Source organism: Streptosporangium sp. NPDC000239 (assembly GCF_040300765.1).
GTDB lineage: Bacteria > Actinomycetota > Actinomycetes > Streptosporangiales > Streptosporangiaceae > Streptosporangium.
In genome coordinates this window covers 75,425-91,484 of sequence record NZ_JBEPEI010000023.1, presented here as the reverse complement: position 1 = coordinate 91,484, position 16,060 = coordinate 75,425, and the positions used below count along the sequence as shown (strand labels likewise).

At 71.1% G+C, this 16,060-nt stretch carries 15 protein-coding genes; 6 read left to right on the top strand and 9 right to left on the bottom strand.

Features of this window, described 5'->3' with window-relative positions:
* Positions 1-273: 273 nt before the first annotated feature.
* The 7 genes from ABT340_RS37020 to ABT340_RS36990 form a co-directional block, all read right to left on the bottom strand.
* Entirely contained in the window at positions 274-1,254 is a 981-nt protein-coding gene (locus ABT340_RS37020; RefSeq protein ID WP_352015580.1) for an AraC-like ligand-binding domain-containing protein, read from the bottom strand.
* Positions 1,255-1,566: 312 nt separating this feature from the next.
* Positions 1,567-2,283 (bottom strand): ABC transporter permease, encoded by a 717-nt coding sequence (locus ABT340_RS37015; RefSeq protein ID WP_352015579.1) that lies wholly within the window; start codon positions 2,281-2,283, stop codon positions 1,567-1,569.
* Positions 2,284-2,286: 3 nt separating this feature from the next.
* Positions 2,287-3,201, bottom strand: a complete 915-nt coding sequence (locus ABT340_RS37010; protein WP_352015578.1) for an ABC transporter ATP-binding protein — start codon at positions 3,199-3,201, stop codon at positions 2,287-2,289.
* Entirely contained in the window at positions 3,198-4,079 is an 882-nt protein-coding gene (locus tag ABT340_RS37005) for an ABC transporter permease (RefSeq protein ID WP_352015577.1), read from the bottom strand. The genes ABT340_RS37010 and ABT340_RS37005 overlap by 4 nt, the downstream gene beginning before the upstream one ends.
* Complete coding sequence (locus ABT340_RS37000; protein ID WP_352015576.1) at positions 4,072-4,992, bottom strand: ABC transporter ATP-binding protein; 921 nt, start codon at positions 4,990-4,992, stop codon at positions 4,072-4,074. The genes ABT340_RS37005 and ABT340_RS37000 overlap by 8 nt, the downstream gene beginning before the upstream one ends.
* Positions 4,993-5,082: 90 nt before the next feature.
* The gene (locus tag ABT340_RS36995) at positions 5,083-6,048 is read right to left on the bottom strand and encodes a DUF389 domain-containing protein (protein WP_352015575.1); all 966 of its coding nucleotides are present in this window, start codon (positions 6,046-6,048) and stop codon (positions 5,083-5,085) included.
* A 45-nt stretch (positions 6,049-6,093) separates the two neighbouring features.
* Entirely contained in the window at positions 6,094-7,077 is a 984-nt protein-coding gene (locus ABT340_RS36990; RefSeq protein WP_352015574.1) for a DUF418 domain-containing protein, read from the bottom strand.
* 113 nt (positions 7,078-7,190) lie between these two features.
* Between ABT340_RS36990 and ABT340_RS36985 the strand changes: the two genes are divergently transcribed.
* A complete protein-coding gene (locus ABT340_RS36985) occupies positions 7,191-8,303 on the top strand; it encodes a sensor histidine kinase (RefSeq protein ID WP_352015573.1) in 1,113 nt (370 codons plus the stop codon).
* 115 nt (positions 8,304-8,418) lie between these two features.
* Complete coding sequence (locus tag ABT340_RS36980; RefSeq protein ID WP_352015617.1) at positions 8,419-9,069, top strand: response regulator; 651 nt, start codon at positions 8,419-8,421, stop codon at positions 9,067-9,069.
* Between the two features lie 3 nt (positions 9,070-9,072).
* On the opposite strand, the gene coaA is transcribed toward ABT340_RS36980, so the two are convergent.
* Positions 9,073-9,975, bottom strand: coding sequence for a type I pantothenate kinase (gene coaA / locus ABT340_RS36975; protein WP_352015616.1), 903 nt, complete (start codon positions 9,973-9,975; stop codon positions 9,073-9,075).
* 155 nt (positions 9,976-10,130) lie between these two features.
* On the opposite strand from coaA, the gene glmS reads away from it, so the two are divergent.
* Entirely contained in the window at positions 10,131-11,975 is a 1,845-nt protein-coding gene (glmS, locus tag ABT340_RS36970; protein WP_352015572.1) for a glutamine--fructose-6-phosphate transaminase (isomerizing), read from the top strand.
* On the opposite strand, the gene ABT340_RS36965 is transcribed toward glmS, so the two are convergent.
* Positions 11,962-12,741: a hypothetical protein gene (locus ABT340_RS36965; protein WP_352015571.1), complete on the bottom strand. Its 780-nt coding sequence runs from the start codon at positions 12,739-12,741 to the stop codon at positions 11,962-11,964. The two genes, glmS and ABT340_RS36965, sit on opposite strands and share 14 nt — an antisense overlap.
* A 126-nt stretch (positions 12,742-12,867) precedes the next feature.
* On the opposite strand from ABT340_RS36965, the gene ABT340_RS36960 reads away from it, so the two are divergent.
* The 3 genes from ABT340_RS36960 (at position 12,868) to alr (ending at position 16,044) form a co-directional block, all read left to right on the top strand.
* Complete coding sequence (locus tag ABT340_RS36960) at positions 12,868-13,218, top strand: holo-ACP synthase (RefSeq protein WP_352015570.1); 351 nt, start codon at positions 12,868-12,870, stop codon at positions 13,216-13,218.
* A 49-nt stretch (positions 13,219-13,267) separates the two neighbouring features.
* Positions 13,268-14,776: an NAD(P)H-hydrate dehydratase gene (locus tag ABT340_RS36955; protein ID WP_352015569.1), complete on the top strand. Its 1,509-nt coding sequence runs from the start codon at positions 13,268-13,270 to the stop codon at positions 14,774-14,776.
* Positions 14,777-14,922: 146 nt separating this feature from the next.
* Complete coding sequence (gene alr / locus ABT340_RS36950; RefSeq protein ID WP_352015568.1) at positions 14,923-16,044, top strand: alanine racemase; 1,122 nt, start codon at positions 14,923-14,925, stop codon at positions 16,042-16,044.
* Positions 16,045-16,060: the final 16 nt, after the last annotated feature.

The window sequence follows — 16,060 nt, the reverse complement described above, 5'->3', positions numbered from 1 at the left end:
GGATGTGACGGCCGGTCCGTGAGGGCCGGAGCCGTGGCGATCGTCGCCCGGCGCGCCTGGCGCGCCGGGCGTTTCGCCGTTCACGGGGGTGCGCCGCCGGATCGCCGTGCCGTCCGGGGCTCTTTCGCGGACTTTCTTGTTTCGCTTTCCCAAGGGCCGTGTTCCGGTACTTGAGGTGTTCCGTGGCACGCCATGGGACTGGTTTTTCGGTTCATCGCTGATATGTCATCGATGGATTCCGCGATTGTCGTTGGCGATTTCTGCGCCTTCGGGTCACGGCCACGCCACGGCCCGTTCGGACGATGAGCGGTGGCCGATCGGGGAGACGCCGTAGGCGGCGCGGAAGGCACGGCTGAAGTGGGCGCTGCTGGCGAAGCCCCAGCGGGCGGCGATGAGGTGGATCGGCTGGGAGCGCAGGGCGGGATCGGCCAGGTCGCGGTGGCAGTGCTCCAGGCGGCGTTGGCGGATCCAGGCGGCCACGGTCAGGCCCTGTTCCTGGAAGAGCTGGTACAGGTGGCGCACGGAGATCTGGTGGGCGGAGGCGATGGCCTCGGCGCCCAGCGTGGGATCACCGAGGTTGCGCTGGATGAAGGCGTGGATGCGCTTCTGCAGCACCTGCCGGTCGGTCTCCGGCGGCAGGACGGTGTCGAGGTGGTGGGCGCACACTGCGGCGAACAGGTCCACGGTGACGGCAGAAAGGCGGGTGGTGTCGGCTGCGGTGTAGCCGGAGGTGTGCTGTACCAGCGCCTCCAGGTGGTGGCGTAGCAGGGCGCCGACACCGTCACGGGCGGGCAGCAGGGTGGCGGCGAGAGAGGTGAGCCTGTCGGCGGGTAACGGGAGCACGGCCTTGGGGATCTGCAGGACGACGCCCTCGAAGCTGCCGGTGTGGTCGGCGACGATACGGCCGTGATAGGGGTGCGAGGTGTCGCAGAACGACATCTCCCAGGGGCCGGCGGTCGTCTGCCTGTCGAACTGGGTCGTCTGTGTCGCGCCACGCCGGGCGAACGAAAGGCAGTACGTTTCGGGGTCGGACCGGCGGACCAGCGCGGAGGTGCGGTACAGACGCAGGGGCGGGCAGGTCATCACGTGCACCTGCACCGGGCCGAGGGCGAGCACGTGTGTGGTGGCGCGGAAGTCGGCCTCCTGGTCGCTGCGCGCCAGGACGGGCACCAGGGCCCGCGACGTCGTCTCGTGCCACCGGGCGAACCGGTCGGAGGCGGGGAGCTCCTCGGTGCGGAGCACGGTCCCGATCATCGCCGGTTCTCCGCGTGGCGTTTCGTACCTGTCGAAAGAAGTGTTACCGGTCCCTCGTTTTCACCGATGTACACGAAACAGGCCCCTTCGCATCTCAGATTCTGCGGGTTACCACACTGGTTGGATGCGGGCGACCGATGGATTGTTGGGAGAACCGGAACATCCGGGCCTGCCCGGCCTCTGCGGCGGCGTGATGACACGGAGAGAAGGGCCCCACTCGTGGACCGTCCCGGGACGGCTCACAAGTGGGGCCCGGTTGTGCGTCAGGGACCCTGGCCCGTCGACGGTTCCGGCAGGCCTCGCAGGGGTCGCCTACTCGTCGCCGGTCAGGGAGAAGGAGCGTAGGCGTTGGCCCGCCCAGAGGACGGCTCCGGCGGTGATCAGCAGGAGGGCGGTCGCGGCGAAGCCGATGGTGAGGTCGCTGGACAGGAACGACGAGGACGAGACCTGGTCGGCGACGGTCTGCGCCCACTGCTGGATGGAGTATCTCCTGGCACCGGGGACGAAGTTGCCGACCACGCCCTCCCAGATGAGCGCGTAGGCGATGCCGACCGTCACCGCGTGCCTGGTCAGGACGCCGAGCAGCATGAACAGCGCCGCGTAGGCGAAGCCCCCGGCCAGGGCGCCGATCGCGAAGCCGAACGCGATGCCGGACTCGAAGCCGACCAGCAGGTAGGCCGCGACGAGGGTCGGCACGGCGGCGAACACCGCCAGGACCGAGGCGGCGACGAGGAACTTGGTCCGCGCGACGGCCGGGCGGGAGATCGGCTTGGACAGCAGGTGGACGATCGTTCCGTCGTCGATCTCGGGGGCGATCACACCGGTCCCGGCGATCAGGCCGAGCAGGGGCAGGATGGCGCCGAGGGCGAACTTCTGCATGAACTCGACCGCGATCCGCTCGCTTCCGCCGCTGATCATCCGCAGCAGTACGGCCAGGGCGATCAGCAGGACCGGCAGCAGGACCAGCAGCCAGATCCTTCTGCGGCCGAGCAGCGCGCGGTAGGAGATTCCGGCGATGACAGCGTTCATGGGTCAGCTGCTCCTGTTGATCAGGTAGGAGAAGACGCTCTCCAGGTCTTCGTCGGCGGGGGAGATCTGCCAGATCCGCACGTCCGCGTCCCTGGCGACCCTGGGCAGCAGCCAGGTGAACCGCCGGAAGTCGACCGCCTGCACCTCAAGGCCCGTCTGGGTGAGGGAGACCGAACTGGAGGAACCGTCGGCGATGAGGGCCGAGGCCAGCCGTCTGTCGTCGCTCGACCGGACCCGGAACACGTGGGGCCGGTCGGTCATCCTGCGGCGGATCTCACGGAAGTCGCCGGTGGCCGCGTGGCGGCCCGCGACCAGCACCTCGATGTGCTGGGCGACCCGCTCGACCTCCTCCAGGATGTGCGAGCTGAACAGGATGGTCTTGCCCGCGGCGCCCATGGCGCGCACCAGGTCCATCAGGTGCATGCGCTGACGTGGGTCCATGCCGTTGAACGGCTCGTCGAGCAGCAGCACCTGGGGGTCGTGCACGAGCGCGGCGGCGACCTTGATCCGCTGGCGCATGCCCTTGGAGTAGGTCTCGATCCTGCGTTCGGCGGCGGTCTCCATCTCGACCGTGGCGACGGCCTTGCGGGCGGCGCCCTCGGGGTCGGACAGCCGGTGAAGCCTGGCGCTGGACAGCACGAACTCCCAGCCGGTCAGGAAGCCGTAGGCGGCCTCGCGCTCGGGGACCAGGCCGATGGAGCGGTAGACCTCGTGGTTACGCCAGATCTTGACGCCGTCGAGGGTCACGGTGCCGCCGGAGGGGGCCAGGAATCCGGCCATCATGTGCAGCAGCGTGGACTTGCCCGCCCCGTTGGGGCCGAGCAGGCCGGTGACGCCGGGACCGACGGTCATGGTGACGTCGTTGACGGCCACCACGTTGCCGTACCAGCGGGAGACCTGGGCCAGTTCGATGTTCATCGCGCGGCCGCCTTCCGGTAGCGGGTGACCAGGGCGATCACGGACAGGGCGATCAGCGCGACCACCACCAGCGACTGCAGCGCGACGGCGCCGCCACCGCTCGGGTAGACGACGGGGGAGGAGGGGGCGGCACCGAAGATTCCGACGTGCACCGCCGCGTCGACCAGGAAGAACGGGTTGATCATCAACGCCCAGCCGGAGGCGGTGTAGTTGTTCACCGACTCCATGGTCGCCGAGACGAGGGTCGAGACCGCCGAGGTGAGCAGGTAGAACGCGATGACGGAGGCCACCCCGAGGCCGCGGCGCGGGGTGAAGGAGGCGATGGCCACGCCGACACAGGACAGCAGCAGCGCGTAGACGAACGCCCCGGCCATGGCCGTCAGGTAGTTGCCGGTGGGCGAGGAGTCCGGCATGTCGACGACCAGCTCACCGATGTAGAGCACGGTCAGCGGTACGGCCAGCAGCAGGAACATCGCCGTGACCATCGCCGCGAGCTTCGCGCCGACGTAGTCCCACAGCGTCACCGGGCGGGACAGGTAGAGCGGCAGCACCCGGAAGCGCAGGTCGGGCGCCACGGCGTACGGCGACTGCGAGGCCAGGAAGACCGCCAGCACCGCCTGCATGGTGACGCCGTAGGAGGTGTAGGTCATCACGCTCTGCCGCAGCAGTGCCATGACCGCGATGGAGACGACCGCGGGCAGCATCATGGCGCCCACGATGAGGAAGGGGATGATCTTCGCCCGTGCGGTACGGCCGAGGCCGAACACCCCGCGCAGGCTGTGCACGGCCAGCGCCACGGTGGCGTGCCTGCGGCCGAGCCGTACCCCGTCGTAGTGGCGGTATCCGATGTCGTGGATGACACCCGTCGGCTCAGACATCGGCGGACTCCCTGCTGACCGGCTCTCTGAAGACGTCCTCGATGCGCTGGCGTCCCTGCTCCATGCGGACCAGGCACAGGTCGAGGTCGCAGACGGCGTCGCGGAGCGTGTCGAAGGTCTCCGGCGCGCGGACCTGGACCAGGAGGGCCCGGCCGTGTTCGGCGACGGTCTCGCCCAGCTCGGTCAGGCGGGCGGCCAGCGCCTGGCGGCCCTCCTCGACCTCGACCGTGACCGTCTGGGTGGTCTGGGTGAACTCCTCGATCGAGGAGGAGCGCAGCAGCCTGCCGCCGTCGATCACGATGACGTGGTCGCAGACGCGTTCGAGTTCGCCCAGCAGGTGGGAGGTCACCAGCACGCTGATGCCGAACTCGGTGCCGATCCTGCGGATCAGCGCGAGCATCTCGTCGCGGCCCTGGGGGTCGAGACCGTTGGTCGGTTCGTCGAGGAAGACCAGGCGGGGGTCGTGCACCAGCGCCTGGGCCAGCTTGACCCGCTGCTTCATGCCGGTCGAGTAGCCACCCATCACGCGGTAGCGCTCCTCGTACAGGCCCACGTGGCGCAGCACGTCGGCGGCGCGCTCTCTGGCGGCCGTACGCGGCAGGCCGGACATCTGCCCCATGTGCACCGTGAACTCGGTGGCGGACACGTCGGGGGGCAGGCAGTCGTGCTCCGGCATGTAACCGACGACCCGGCGGATCTCGGCGCCCTGGGTCGTGGCGTCCATGCCGAGCACCTGCGCCCTCCCCGCGGAGGGGTCGAGCAGGCCCAGCAGGATCTTGATGAGAGTGGACTTGCCCGCGCCGTTGGCGCCGACCAGGCCGGTGACGCCGGGACCCACGCTCACGGTGAGCTGGTCGAGCGCCGTCACCCGGGGAAAGCGTCTGGTTAGTCCCTCGGTGGCGAGGATGGTCATGCTCGGACCCTACCTAGCGGATGGGGGTAATTCCTCACCCACACGGACGAGTGGCGCATCGTCCGAAAGTTCGGTCGGGACGTCTGTCTCTCAGGGCTTTTCCCAGGGTGTCCCCCGGCGGGGCCGTGCGGGCAGCCGTACTCCGAACCTCGCCCAGTAGGCCCGCTGGGCGAGGAGCGTGGCCGTACCGGCGATGATCATGCCCGCGATGTTCACCGCGAGCTGGATGACGGAGGCGGTCATGTCGTCCCAGCGGGCCAGGGAGGCGGCGACCGCGAAGTATCCGGCGGCCGGGACGGTGGTGACCGAGATGAAGACGCCGACCAGGGCGGACGACTTGCCCGCGGTGACCGAGAGCACCCCGGCCGCGCCCGCCAGCAGCGCCACGATGAACGACCACCGGTCGGGTTTGACGATGAACTCGATCTCGTCGTGCCGGCTGAGGCTGGACGGCCCGATCCAGCCGAGTCCCCGGGAGACCAGGGCGCAGGCGAGGGTGACCGCGATGGCGAAGGCGAAGCCGACGGCCAGCGCGCGCAGGGCTCCGGCGATCAGCCGTCCGTCACGGCGCAGCAGGCCGAAGCAGATGGCGGCGACGGCGCCGAACTCGGGACCGAGGACCATCGCGCCGACGATGAGGATCGGTGAGTCGGTGACGACGCCGATGCCCGCGAGTTGGGTGGCGATCGCGAGGAAGGCGAGGAAGGCCCAGGTGATCCTGGACTCGGCGGCGACCCGGGTGGCGAGCTCCGACCAGATCACGGCGTCGTCGCTCTCGCCGGGGGCCTCCTGTTCGGCGCGGTCGGCCGCCTCGGAGATGGACAGGTCGATCTGCTCGGCGGAGATCGAGCCCTCCGCGCGCAGGCCGAGGTGCTGGAGGTGTTCGATCACCTCGTTGGCGGCCTCCCTGGCGACGTCGAACTGGACCAGGTCGCCCCTGGGGGAACGGGCCACACCGGGCAGCACGACGAGGTTGGTCACCCCGACGGCGTCGTCGAGCAGCCCGAGCACGTCCTCGGTGTGTCCAGGGGGACTGATCACGCGCAAATGCAGCACGGGGCAACCCTAGTGCGGGCGCCGCGTACCCTCTCGGCACCGTGGTCACGAGGCGCGTAGGGCGGGACGGCGGGCCCAGGTGATCCATCGCCACAGCCACTCGACCGGTCCCTGGCGGTAGTGGCTGAGCCAGAGCGCCGACCACACCCACTGGACGGCGATGATGACGCCCGCGATCGCCAGGACCGTGGCCGTCGACCACTCCTGCGGAACCCCGCCAACCAGACGGGTGGCCGCCAGGACGAGCACGGTGGCGGTCAGGTAGTTGGTCAGCGCCATCCGTCCCAGCGGCGCGAAGACGCTCTCCAGTACGGCCCGCAGCGGCGTCCTGAGCAGCACGAGCGTCCCGCAGACGTACACGCCCGCGATCAGCAGACCCGCCAGCGCCAGGGTGAGGGTGAACCGTACCTCCCTGACCTGCAGCCACACCACGGGCACCGCGAGCACGGCCAGGAGGAGGCCGAGCGCCGCGGGGACCCGGGTCGAGCGCTCGATCCGGTCGGTCACCCCGTACCGGGTCAGCGCGGAACCCAGCAGGAAGAGTCCCGGCACCAGCGAGAACGGCCCACCGGCCAGGGCCAGCGCGCCCGTGAGGAGTACGGCCGCGAGCCCCGCCACCGCCCACCGGGGCAACCAGGTCGAGGGCAGCAGCACCACCAGTCCGACGAGGGCGTAGACGGCCAGGATGTCGCCCTCCCAGAGGAGCAGATGGTGCGCCACCCCCATGGCGAGCAGGGCCAGCAACCTGCGCGTCAGCAGGAGCCGGGGCCGGGCGGTTCGCTCCCCGGCCGAGTTCAGCAGCAGCGAGAACCCGACGCCGAACAGCAGCGAGAAGATCGGATAGAAGCGCTGCTCGACGAACAGACCCAGCCAGAGGTCCGTGGGACTCGCCTGTCCCTCCAGGATGACCGTTCTGCCCGCGTTGGCGATCGGCTGGACGTTGGCCAGCAGGATCCCGCACAGCGCGAATCCGCGGATCACGTCCAGCGCCGCGATCCGCGGACGTCGCTGACGGAGTTCATATGACATGGGGCCTCATCCTGCGGACCACGACCCGCCTCTCACATCGGCGCAAAGCAGGGCCGGAACGGTACTTTCGGCCGGTACCGGCCAGGTGACCCCCTCTCCTAGCCTTGGACACCGTGCAGGCACCCGATCGGCTCAGGACGTTGGCCGGCGCCGGGCTCGGCACTGTGTTCGGCATCGTGTTCGCGGCGGCCGTCGCCTTCCAGGCGTACCGGATCGCCGACAGCTGGGGCGCGGGGCACTGGCCGTTGGACGCGGTCACCGGCGCGTCGGTGTGCGCGCTCGCCCTGGCCCGCCGCCGCGACCCGCTCAGGACCGTCGTCGCGGGCCTGACCGTGGCGGCGCTCGCCGTCCTCGTCAGCGGGCTCGTCCACCTGCCGGCGGAACCCGGTCCCGCCGTCTCCCTCGGTCTGGCGGTGCTCGCCGGCTCCGCGGTCAGGACGCTCCCCGTCCGTACGGCCTGCGGTGTCGCCGTCGGGGGCCTGGCCGTGGTGGCGGGCGGTCTCCTGGCCCATCCCGGCTCGGCCGTACCGGTGCTGGGTGGCCTGGTCTGGTTCACCGGCCTGGCGACCGGCCTGACCTTCCGGCTGCTCGCCGTCCGCCGCCGTGCCGTCGTCGAGCGGATACGGCGTGCCGAGCGCCTTGAGCTGGCCAGGGAGCTGCACGACGTCGCCGCCCACCACATCGCCGGCATCGTGCTCCAGGCTCAGGCGGCCCGGCTCGTCACCCGCAAGCACCCGGAGAGGACGGATGGCTCCCTCGCCGACATCGAGACCGCGGGTTCCGAGGCCCTGGCGGCGACCCGCCGCGTGGTCGGCCTCCTGCGCGACGGCGCTCCCGTCGGCCACGAACGGCTCGACGAACTGGTCGAGGGCTTCGAGGGCCTCAAGGGCCGGGTGCGTCTGCGGCTGGAGGCCGAGCCGTCCGGCTGGCCGCCCGAGGTGAGCGGCACCGTGTACCGGGTCGTACGGGAGTCGCTGACCAACGTCGCCCGGCACGCCCGGCACGCGGGCACGGTCGCCGTCGACATCACCCAGGCGGACGCCGTCGTCACCGTCGAGGTCACGGACGACGCCTCACGGGCGCCCGCCCGCCTCCGTCGTGCCGGGTACGGCCTCATCGGGATGCGCGAACGCCTCGAAGCCGTCGGCGGCACCCTGACCGTGGGTCCCCGCCCGGGGCCGGGCTGGTCCGTCCGTGCCACCGTTCCCACGGGTGGACGCCGATGACGTCACCCGCGCCCTCGAAGCCGCCCGCGTTCCCGAGGCCGGCCGCGCTCTCGAAGCGGCTCGCGTTCCCGAGGTCGGCTGCGCTCCTGGAGCCGGCTCTCTCGGAAGGGCGTCCATGACCATCCGGGTGCTGCTGGCCGACGACCAGCCGATGATCCGGGCCAGTCTGCGGATCATCCTTGAGGATCAGCCCGACATCACCGTGGTCGCCGAGGCGGGCGACGGCGTCGAGGCGATCGAGCGGGCCCGCAGGACGCGCCCTGACGTGTGCCTGGTGGACGTCCAGATGCCCCGCCTCGACGGGATCGAGGTGGCCCGCGCCCTGGCCGAGGCCCCGCCCAGGGTGGTCATGGTCACCACGTTCGACCTGGACGAGTACGTCCACGGCGCGTTGCGCTGCGGCGCGGCGGGGTTCGTGCTGAAGGACGCCGGTCCGTCCCTGCTGGTCGAGGCGGTGCGGGCCGCGTACGCCGGGGACGCGCTCATCTCACCGTCGATCACACTGCGGCTGCTGCGTCACCTCGCCACCCGGGGCGCCCGGATCACGACCGGGGCGTCTCCGGCGCACTCCCTGACCGCGCGGGAGGTCGAGGTCGTGCGGGCGATCGCCAGGGGGCGCACCAACCAGGAGATCGCCGACGAACTGTTCATCGCGCTGAGCACCGTCAAGGGACACGTGTCAGGCGTCCAGACCAAACTGGGCGTACGCAACCGGGTGGGGATCCTGGCCTGGGCCTGGGAGAACCACCTGACAGGCCAGGAGTGAGCCTCAGATGCGGCGTAGCCGTACGCGGCGGACGGAGTGGTTGGGGCCCTTGTAGAGGACCAGGCCCGCGCGGCCTCTGGTGGGGGCGATGTTCTCGACCAGGTTGCGTTCGTTGATGTCGCGCCAGATGTCCTTGGCGAAGGCGGTCGCCTCCTCCTCGGACAGCTCGGCCAGGTGCCTGAAGTAGGACTTGGGGTCCTCGAAGGCCGTACGGCGCAGCTTGTGGAAGCGGTCGACGTACCAGTCACGGATGTGCTCGACCTTGGCGTCCACGTAGATGGAGAAGTCGAAGTAGTCGTTGACGGCCAGCGCCGTCGGAGGAGCCGGTTGCAGGACGTTGAGACCCTCGACGATGAGGATGTCCGGCCTGCGCACGGTCTGCACCGCGCCGGGGACGATGTCGTACTCAAGGTGGCTGTAGACCGGGGCGCTGACCTCGGGCAGACCGGCCTTGACGTCGGCGACGAAGCGCACCAGGGCCCGCCGGTCGTAGCTCTCGGGGAAGCCCTTCCTGTGCATGATGTCCCGCTCGGTGAGCACCGTGTTCGGGTACAGGAAGCTGTCGGTGGTGACCAGGTCGACCCTGGGGTGCTCGGGCCAGCGGGCCAGCAGGGTGTGCAGCAGCCTGGCGGTGGTCGACTTGCCGACCGCGACACTGCCCGCGATGCCCAGGATGTACGGCGAGGGCCGCTGCCCGGCGCCGAGGAAGGTGCTGACCGCCGCGCCGCGCTGCCTGGCCCCGGTGAAGTGGAGGTTGAGCAGCCGGGTGAGCGGCAGGTAGATGTCGGTGACCTCGGCCAGGTCGATCGGGTCGTCGACGCCGCGCAGCTCCGCGAGCTCCTCCTCGGTGAGCGTCAGCGGCGTGTTCTTGCGGAGCTCGCCCCACTGCTTGCGGCTCAGCTCCACATACGGCGTGCCGTCCAACCCGTTGGCCATAGCTCCGAAGCCTACTGATCGGTCAAAAGTGCCTTTCGGTGGGGACGGCTTTGCCCGATACCGGGCGGGAATTCCGAGCCTGCGGGCACGTTCTCCCTATCTCGTTCGGACGAAAGGGGGATCCCATGTGCGGAATCGTGGGGTACGTCGGCGGGCGGCGGGCCGTCGACGTGGTCGTCGAGGGGCTGGGGCGGTTGGAGTACCGGGGATACGACTCCTCGGGGATCGCCCTCGTCGGGACCGACGGGGAGCTCACCGTCGAGAAGCGGGCGGGCAAGCTGGCCAACCTGCGCTCCAGCCTGGCGGGGTACCCGGTGCCGCCGGTGACGACCGGGATCGGGCACACCAGGTGGGCCACCCACGGCGCGCCGACCGATCGCAACGCCCACCCGCACACCGACTGCCACGAGCGGATCGCGGTCATCCACAACGGCATCGTCGAGAACTTCGCCGAGCTGCGGGCCGAGCTTGAGGACAACGGCCACAAGATCGACTCGGAGACCGACACCGAGGTGGTCGCGCACATGCTGGAGGAGTTCGCCGACCTGGGGCTGGCCGAGGCGATGCGCCGTACCTGCCGGCGTCTTGAGGGGGCCTTCACGCTGCTGGCCGTCTCGGTCGACGAGCCGGACACGGTGGTCGGCGCCCGCCGCAACTCACCGCTGGTCGTCGGGCGCGGTGAGGGGGAGAACTTCATCGGCTCCGACGTGGCGGCCTTCATCGCCCACACCCGGGAGGCGATCGAGCTCGGCCAGGACCAGGTGGTACGGCTGCGCGCCAACGAGATCACGGTCACCGACTTCGAGGGCCGTCCCGTCCCGACGCGGGACTACCACGTGAACTGGGACGCCTCGGCGGCGGAGAAGGGCGGCTACGACCACTTCATGCTGAAGGAGATCGCCGAGCAGCCCCGGGCGGTCGCGAACACGCTGCTGGGCAGGATCGATGTGGACGGGCTGCTGACGCTGGACGAGGTACGGCTGTCCGCCGAGGAGCTGCGGGAGATCAACAAGATCATTGTGATCGCGTGCGGCACCTCCTACCACGCCGGACTTATCGCGAAATATGCCATCGAACACTGGGCGGGCATCCCGTGCGAGGTCGAGCTGGCCAGCGAGTTCAGATACCGCGACCCGATCCTCACCCGCGACACGCTGATCATCGTGATCAGCCAGTCCGGGGAGACGATGGACAGCCTGATGGCCGTACGGCACGCCCGCGAGCAGCGCTCCCGGGTGCTGGCCATCTGCAACGTGAACGGGTCCACGATCCCGCGTGAGGCGGACGCCGTCCTCTACACCCACGCGGGCCCGGAGATCGCCGTCGCCTCGACCAAGGCCTTCCTCACCCAGCTCGTGGCCTGCTACCTGGTCGCGCTCTACCTCGCCCAGGTCAGGGGGACCAAGTTCGGCGACGAGATCTCCCAGATCGTCGCGAGGCTGTGGGAGATGCCCGCGCGGGTCGAGGAGGTGCTCTCCACGATGGAGCCGGTCAGGGAGCTGGCCCGTTCCCTGGCCGACGAGCGCTGCGTGCTCTTCCTGGGCCGTCACGTCGGCTTCCCCGTCGCCCTTGAGGGGGCGCTGAAGCTCAAGGAACTCGCCTACATGCACGCCGAGGGCTTCGCGGCCGGAGAGCTCAAGCACGGGCCGATCGCGCTGATCGAGCGGGGGCTGCCCGTCGTGGTCGTGGTGCCCTCGCCGTCCGGTCAGCGGGTGACCCACGAGAAGATCGTCTCCAACATCCAGGAGATCAGGGCCAGGGGGGCCAAGACCATCGTCGTCGCCGAGGAGGGCGACACCTCGGTCGAGCCGTACGCCGACACGCTGATCCGTGTCCCGGCGGTGCCGACCCTGCTGCAGCCGCTGGTGGCCACCGTGCCGTTGCAGGTCTTCGCCTGCGAGCTGGCCACGGCCAAGGGTCATGACGTGGACCAGCCCCGCAACCTGGCCAAGTCCGTCACGGTCGAGTAGCCGGGGGCCCCACGGTGATCGCCCACTGCCGGGTGCCCGTGAGGAAGGCGCCGACCACCAGGGGCAGGCCCACGACGCCCACCGGCAGGTCGCCCCAGGCGGTCATGGGGACGTCGACCAGGCCCCAGGCGTAGGCGAAGACCGCGTTGCCCGTGGCCAGCGTGTGGGCCGACCGGGACCGGGTGGCGAGCACGGCCGCGACCACGTCGGCCGGGGCCGCCGGGATCGGGCGCAGCCGCAGGGAGCGGACCAGGAGCAGCGTTCCACCCGTGACGGCGGCGCCGACCCCCGTCCAGGGCAGGGCGGGGGAGGGGGCTCCCGTGAGGGCGACGCCGATCCCGATCAGCAGGCTCGCCGCGCTCAGTGCGGCGCCGCCGTACAGGAAGGCGCGGGCCTGGGGGGACAGCAGCCGGGGCGGGGCGGTGACGGCCGCGACCGGCCCCGGATCCCGTCTGGAGCCGATCGCCAGCTCGGCCCCGAGCACCCCGAGGAACCAGCCGCTGAACGGGTCGATCGACATCCCGAACGGCAGGCCCAGATCGATGAAGGGAATCATGGGCATCGTGAGGAAGAGCCCCGCGACCAGTCCCGGGGCCCGCCACACGCGGGTGGTCCGCAGGTAGTGCCGGACGACCGGTTCGGCGCCGGGGGTGATCGCCAGCGCGTGGCGCCTGGCGAACGCCGTGATCCGCTGCGGATGGACCGGACCCGACCAGTAACGGGCCGCGAAGGCCATCAGGACGGCCACGACGGCCAGCGAGAGCATGTGATCACCTTAGAAGCGGAGACCGACATATCTGGCCATGGAGGATGTGTCCACAACCTGTGGATAACATCCATGGATTGCCGGGGCGGGAAAGTGGGTACCGGGGACAGACCCTAGCCTGGAACCGTGATCGTAGGCATCGGGGTCGACGTCGTGGACGTCGCGCGGTTCGCGGCGTCGCTCGAAAGGACGCCCTCCCTGCGGGCCAGGTTGTTCACCGAGGCCGAGCGCGGGCTGGCCGTACGGTCCCTGGCGGCGCGGTTCGCGGCCAAGGAGGCCGTCGCCAAGGCCCTCGGCGCCCCTCCGGGGCTGAGCCACCTCGACGCCGAGGTGCTCTCCGGCGCGTACGGCAGGCCGGAGCTGCGCGTCCACGGCGCGGTCGCCGAGGTCGCCGTGGCCCTGGGCGTCGTCCGGTGGCACGTGTCGCTGACGCACGACGGGGGCGTGGCCGTCGCCTACGTGATCGCCGAGGGCTGACCGTACGGCCTCACGGTGTGGCGCGGGCCGGACGGGATACCGTCGGATCATGCTCAGCGCTCACACCTCCGATCAGGTCAGGACGGCCGAGGCGGCCCTGATGGCGAAGCTGCCCCACGGCACGCTCATGGACCGGGCCGCGACCGGCCTCGCCGTGACCTGCGCGGCGCTGCTCGGCGGCGTGTACGGCTCGCGGGTCGTGCTGCTGGTCGGCTCGGGGGACAACGGGGGCGACGCCCTGTTCGCCGGGGCCCGCCTGGCGGCCAGGGGCGCCAGGGTCGAGGCGGTCCTGGCCGGGACCCGGGTCCACGAGGCCGGCCTGGCGGCCCTGCGCCGCGCCGGGGGACGCGTCCTCGACATCAGGGCGGCCCGGGACGGGTGGCGGGAGCGGGCGCGCGCGCTGCTCGGGGCGGCCGACCTGGTCATGGACGGCCTGCTCGGCATCGGCGGAACGGGGGCGCCGCGTGAGCCGTACTCGACGCTGGCCGGGCTGACCCGGGAGGCCTCGGGGCGGGCCGCGGGCGACGGGCCCCTGGTCGTCGCCGTGGACGTGCCGAGCGGGGTCGACGCCACCACGGGGCGGGTCGAGGGGGAGGCGGTCGAGGCGGACGTCACGGTCACCTTCGGCACCTACAAGCCCGGGCTGCTCGTCAGCCCGGGGGCGCGTCACGCGGGACGGGTGGAGTTCGTCGACATCGGGCTCGGGCCGTACGCACCGGAGCCCGAGGTGACCGCGCTGACCGGGGCCGACGTGGCCGCGCTGCTGCCCAGGCCGGACGCCACGTCCGACAAGTACCGCAGGGGGGTGGTCGGCGTCGCGGCGGGGAGCCACGGCTACACCGGGGCCGCGGTGCTGGCCGTCGGCGGGGCCGTCAGGTCGGGAGCGGGCATGGTCCGCTACGCCGGGGTCGCCGAGCCGGTGGCGCAGGTGCGCGCCCGCTGGCCGGAGGCGGTGATCACAGAGCTGAGGCCGGGGCAGGGGATCGGCGAGGTCGGCCGGGTGCAGGCGTGGGTGCTCGGTCCCGGCCTCGGGACGGGACCGGAGTCGCTGGAGGTCGTCCGCGCCGTGCTGGCGAGCGAGGTGCCCGTGCTCGTCGACGCCGACGCGCTGACGCTGGTCGCCCAGGACAGGTCGCTGCTGCGCCGTACGGCCCCGGTGCTGGTCACCCCACACGCGGGGGAGCTGTCGCGGCTGCTCGGCGTGCCCAGGGAGCGGATCGAGGCCGACCCCCTGGACCACGTACGGCGGGCGGTGGCGGAGCTGGGTGTGACCGTGCTGCTCAAGGGCTCGACCACGCTCGTGGCGCGGGACGGCCTGCCGGTCAGGGTGAACCTCACCGGCAGCCCGTGGCTGGCGACCGCGGGCACCGGGGACGTGCTCGCCGGGATCGCGGGGACGCTGCTGGCCGCCGGACTCGACCCCTACGACGCGGCCTCGTGCGCCGCCCATCTGCACGGCCTGGCGGGCGCGGACGGCCCCCTGTCGGCCTGGGACGTTCTTGAGGCCGTCCAGGGCGTGCTGCGGTCTCTCCTCGAACCCGGTTTCCGGTCGAGATAGGCGGGGGTTTCGGACAGGGTCGGGAGGGCAGGTGAACACCTCGTCCCGGCCCCCTGCCGGGGCGATGATGCGTCGCCGGAAACGTCCCAAAAGAGGTGCCTTTGGCATAGGTTAGACCGCTGACCTGGGAGACTGGGGGAATGAGCATGCCGATGACCCCTGCCGAGGCGAGGGTGAACCTCTCCGCCATCAGGGAAAACGTGGCCTTGCTGAGGGAGCGCTCTCAGGGTGCGGAGACCATGGCCGTGGTCAAGTCCGACGGTTACGGCCACGGCCTCGCAGCCTCCGCCAGGGCCAGTCTCGCGGGGGGCGCGACCCGCCTCGGCACCGCCTACATCCGTGAGGCGCTGGCACTGCGGGCCGAGGGGATCACGGCGCCGGTCATGGCGTGGATCATCCCGCCGGGCGAGCCCCTTGAGGAGGCGATCGTCCAGGGGATCGACCTGTCGGCGGGCGCCGTGTGGCTGGTGGACGCCATCGCCGAGGCCGCGGGCCGTACGGGCAGGACGGCCAGGGTGCACCTGAAGGTGGACACCGGCATCCGCAGGGGCGGCGCGTCCGGCGCCGAGTGGCCGACGCTCGTGGAGCGTGCCATGAAACGACAGGTCGAGGGCACCGTCGAGGTCGTCGGACTCTGGTCGCACCTCGCCTGCGCCGACATGCCCGGCCATCCGTCCATCGACATCCAGCTTGACGCCTTCGACGACGCCGTGGCGGTCGCGAAGCGGGCGGGCATCGGCGGCTCGCACGTGATCCGGCACCTGGCCAACTCCGCGGCGGTGCTGACGCTGCCCAGGGCGCGTTACGACATGGTCCGCCCCGGCCTGGCGGTCTTCGGGCTGAGCCCCATCCCCGAGATGGGCGACTTCGGGCTGCGGCCCGCGATGACCCTGGTCGCGCGGATCGCGATGGCCAAGCGGGTGCCCGCGGGCGCCGGGGTCTCCTACGGCCACACCTACCTCACCGGGCGCGAGACCACGCTCGGCCTGGTCCCCCTCGGCTACGCCGACGGCATCATGCGGCACGCGGGCAACCTCGCGGAGGTGTTCGCGGGCGGCAGGCGGCACCGGGTCGCCGGGCGGGTCTGCATGGACCAGTTCGTCATCGACGTCGGGGACGACCCGCTGACCGAGGGCGACGAGGTCATCGTCTTCGGTGACGGGTCGCTGGGCGAGCCGACCCTGCAGGAGTGGGCGGATTCCCTTGGCACGATCACACATGAGATCGTGACCAGGATCGGATCGCGGGTTCCGCGCGTTTACCACTGAAAGGCACGGCTGGGGG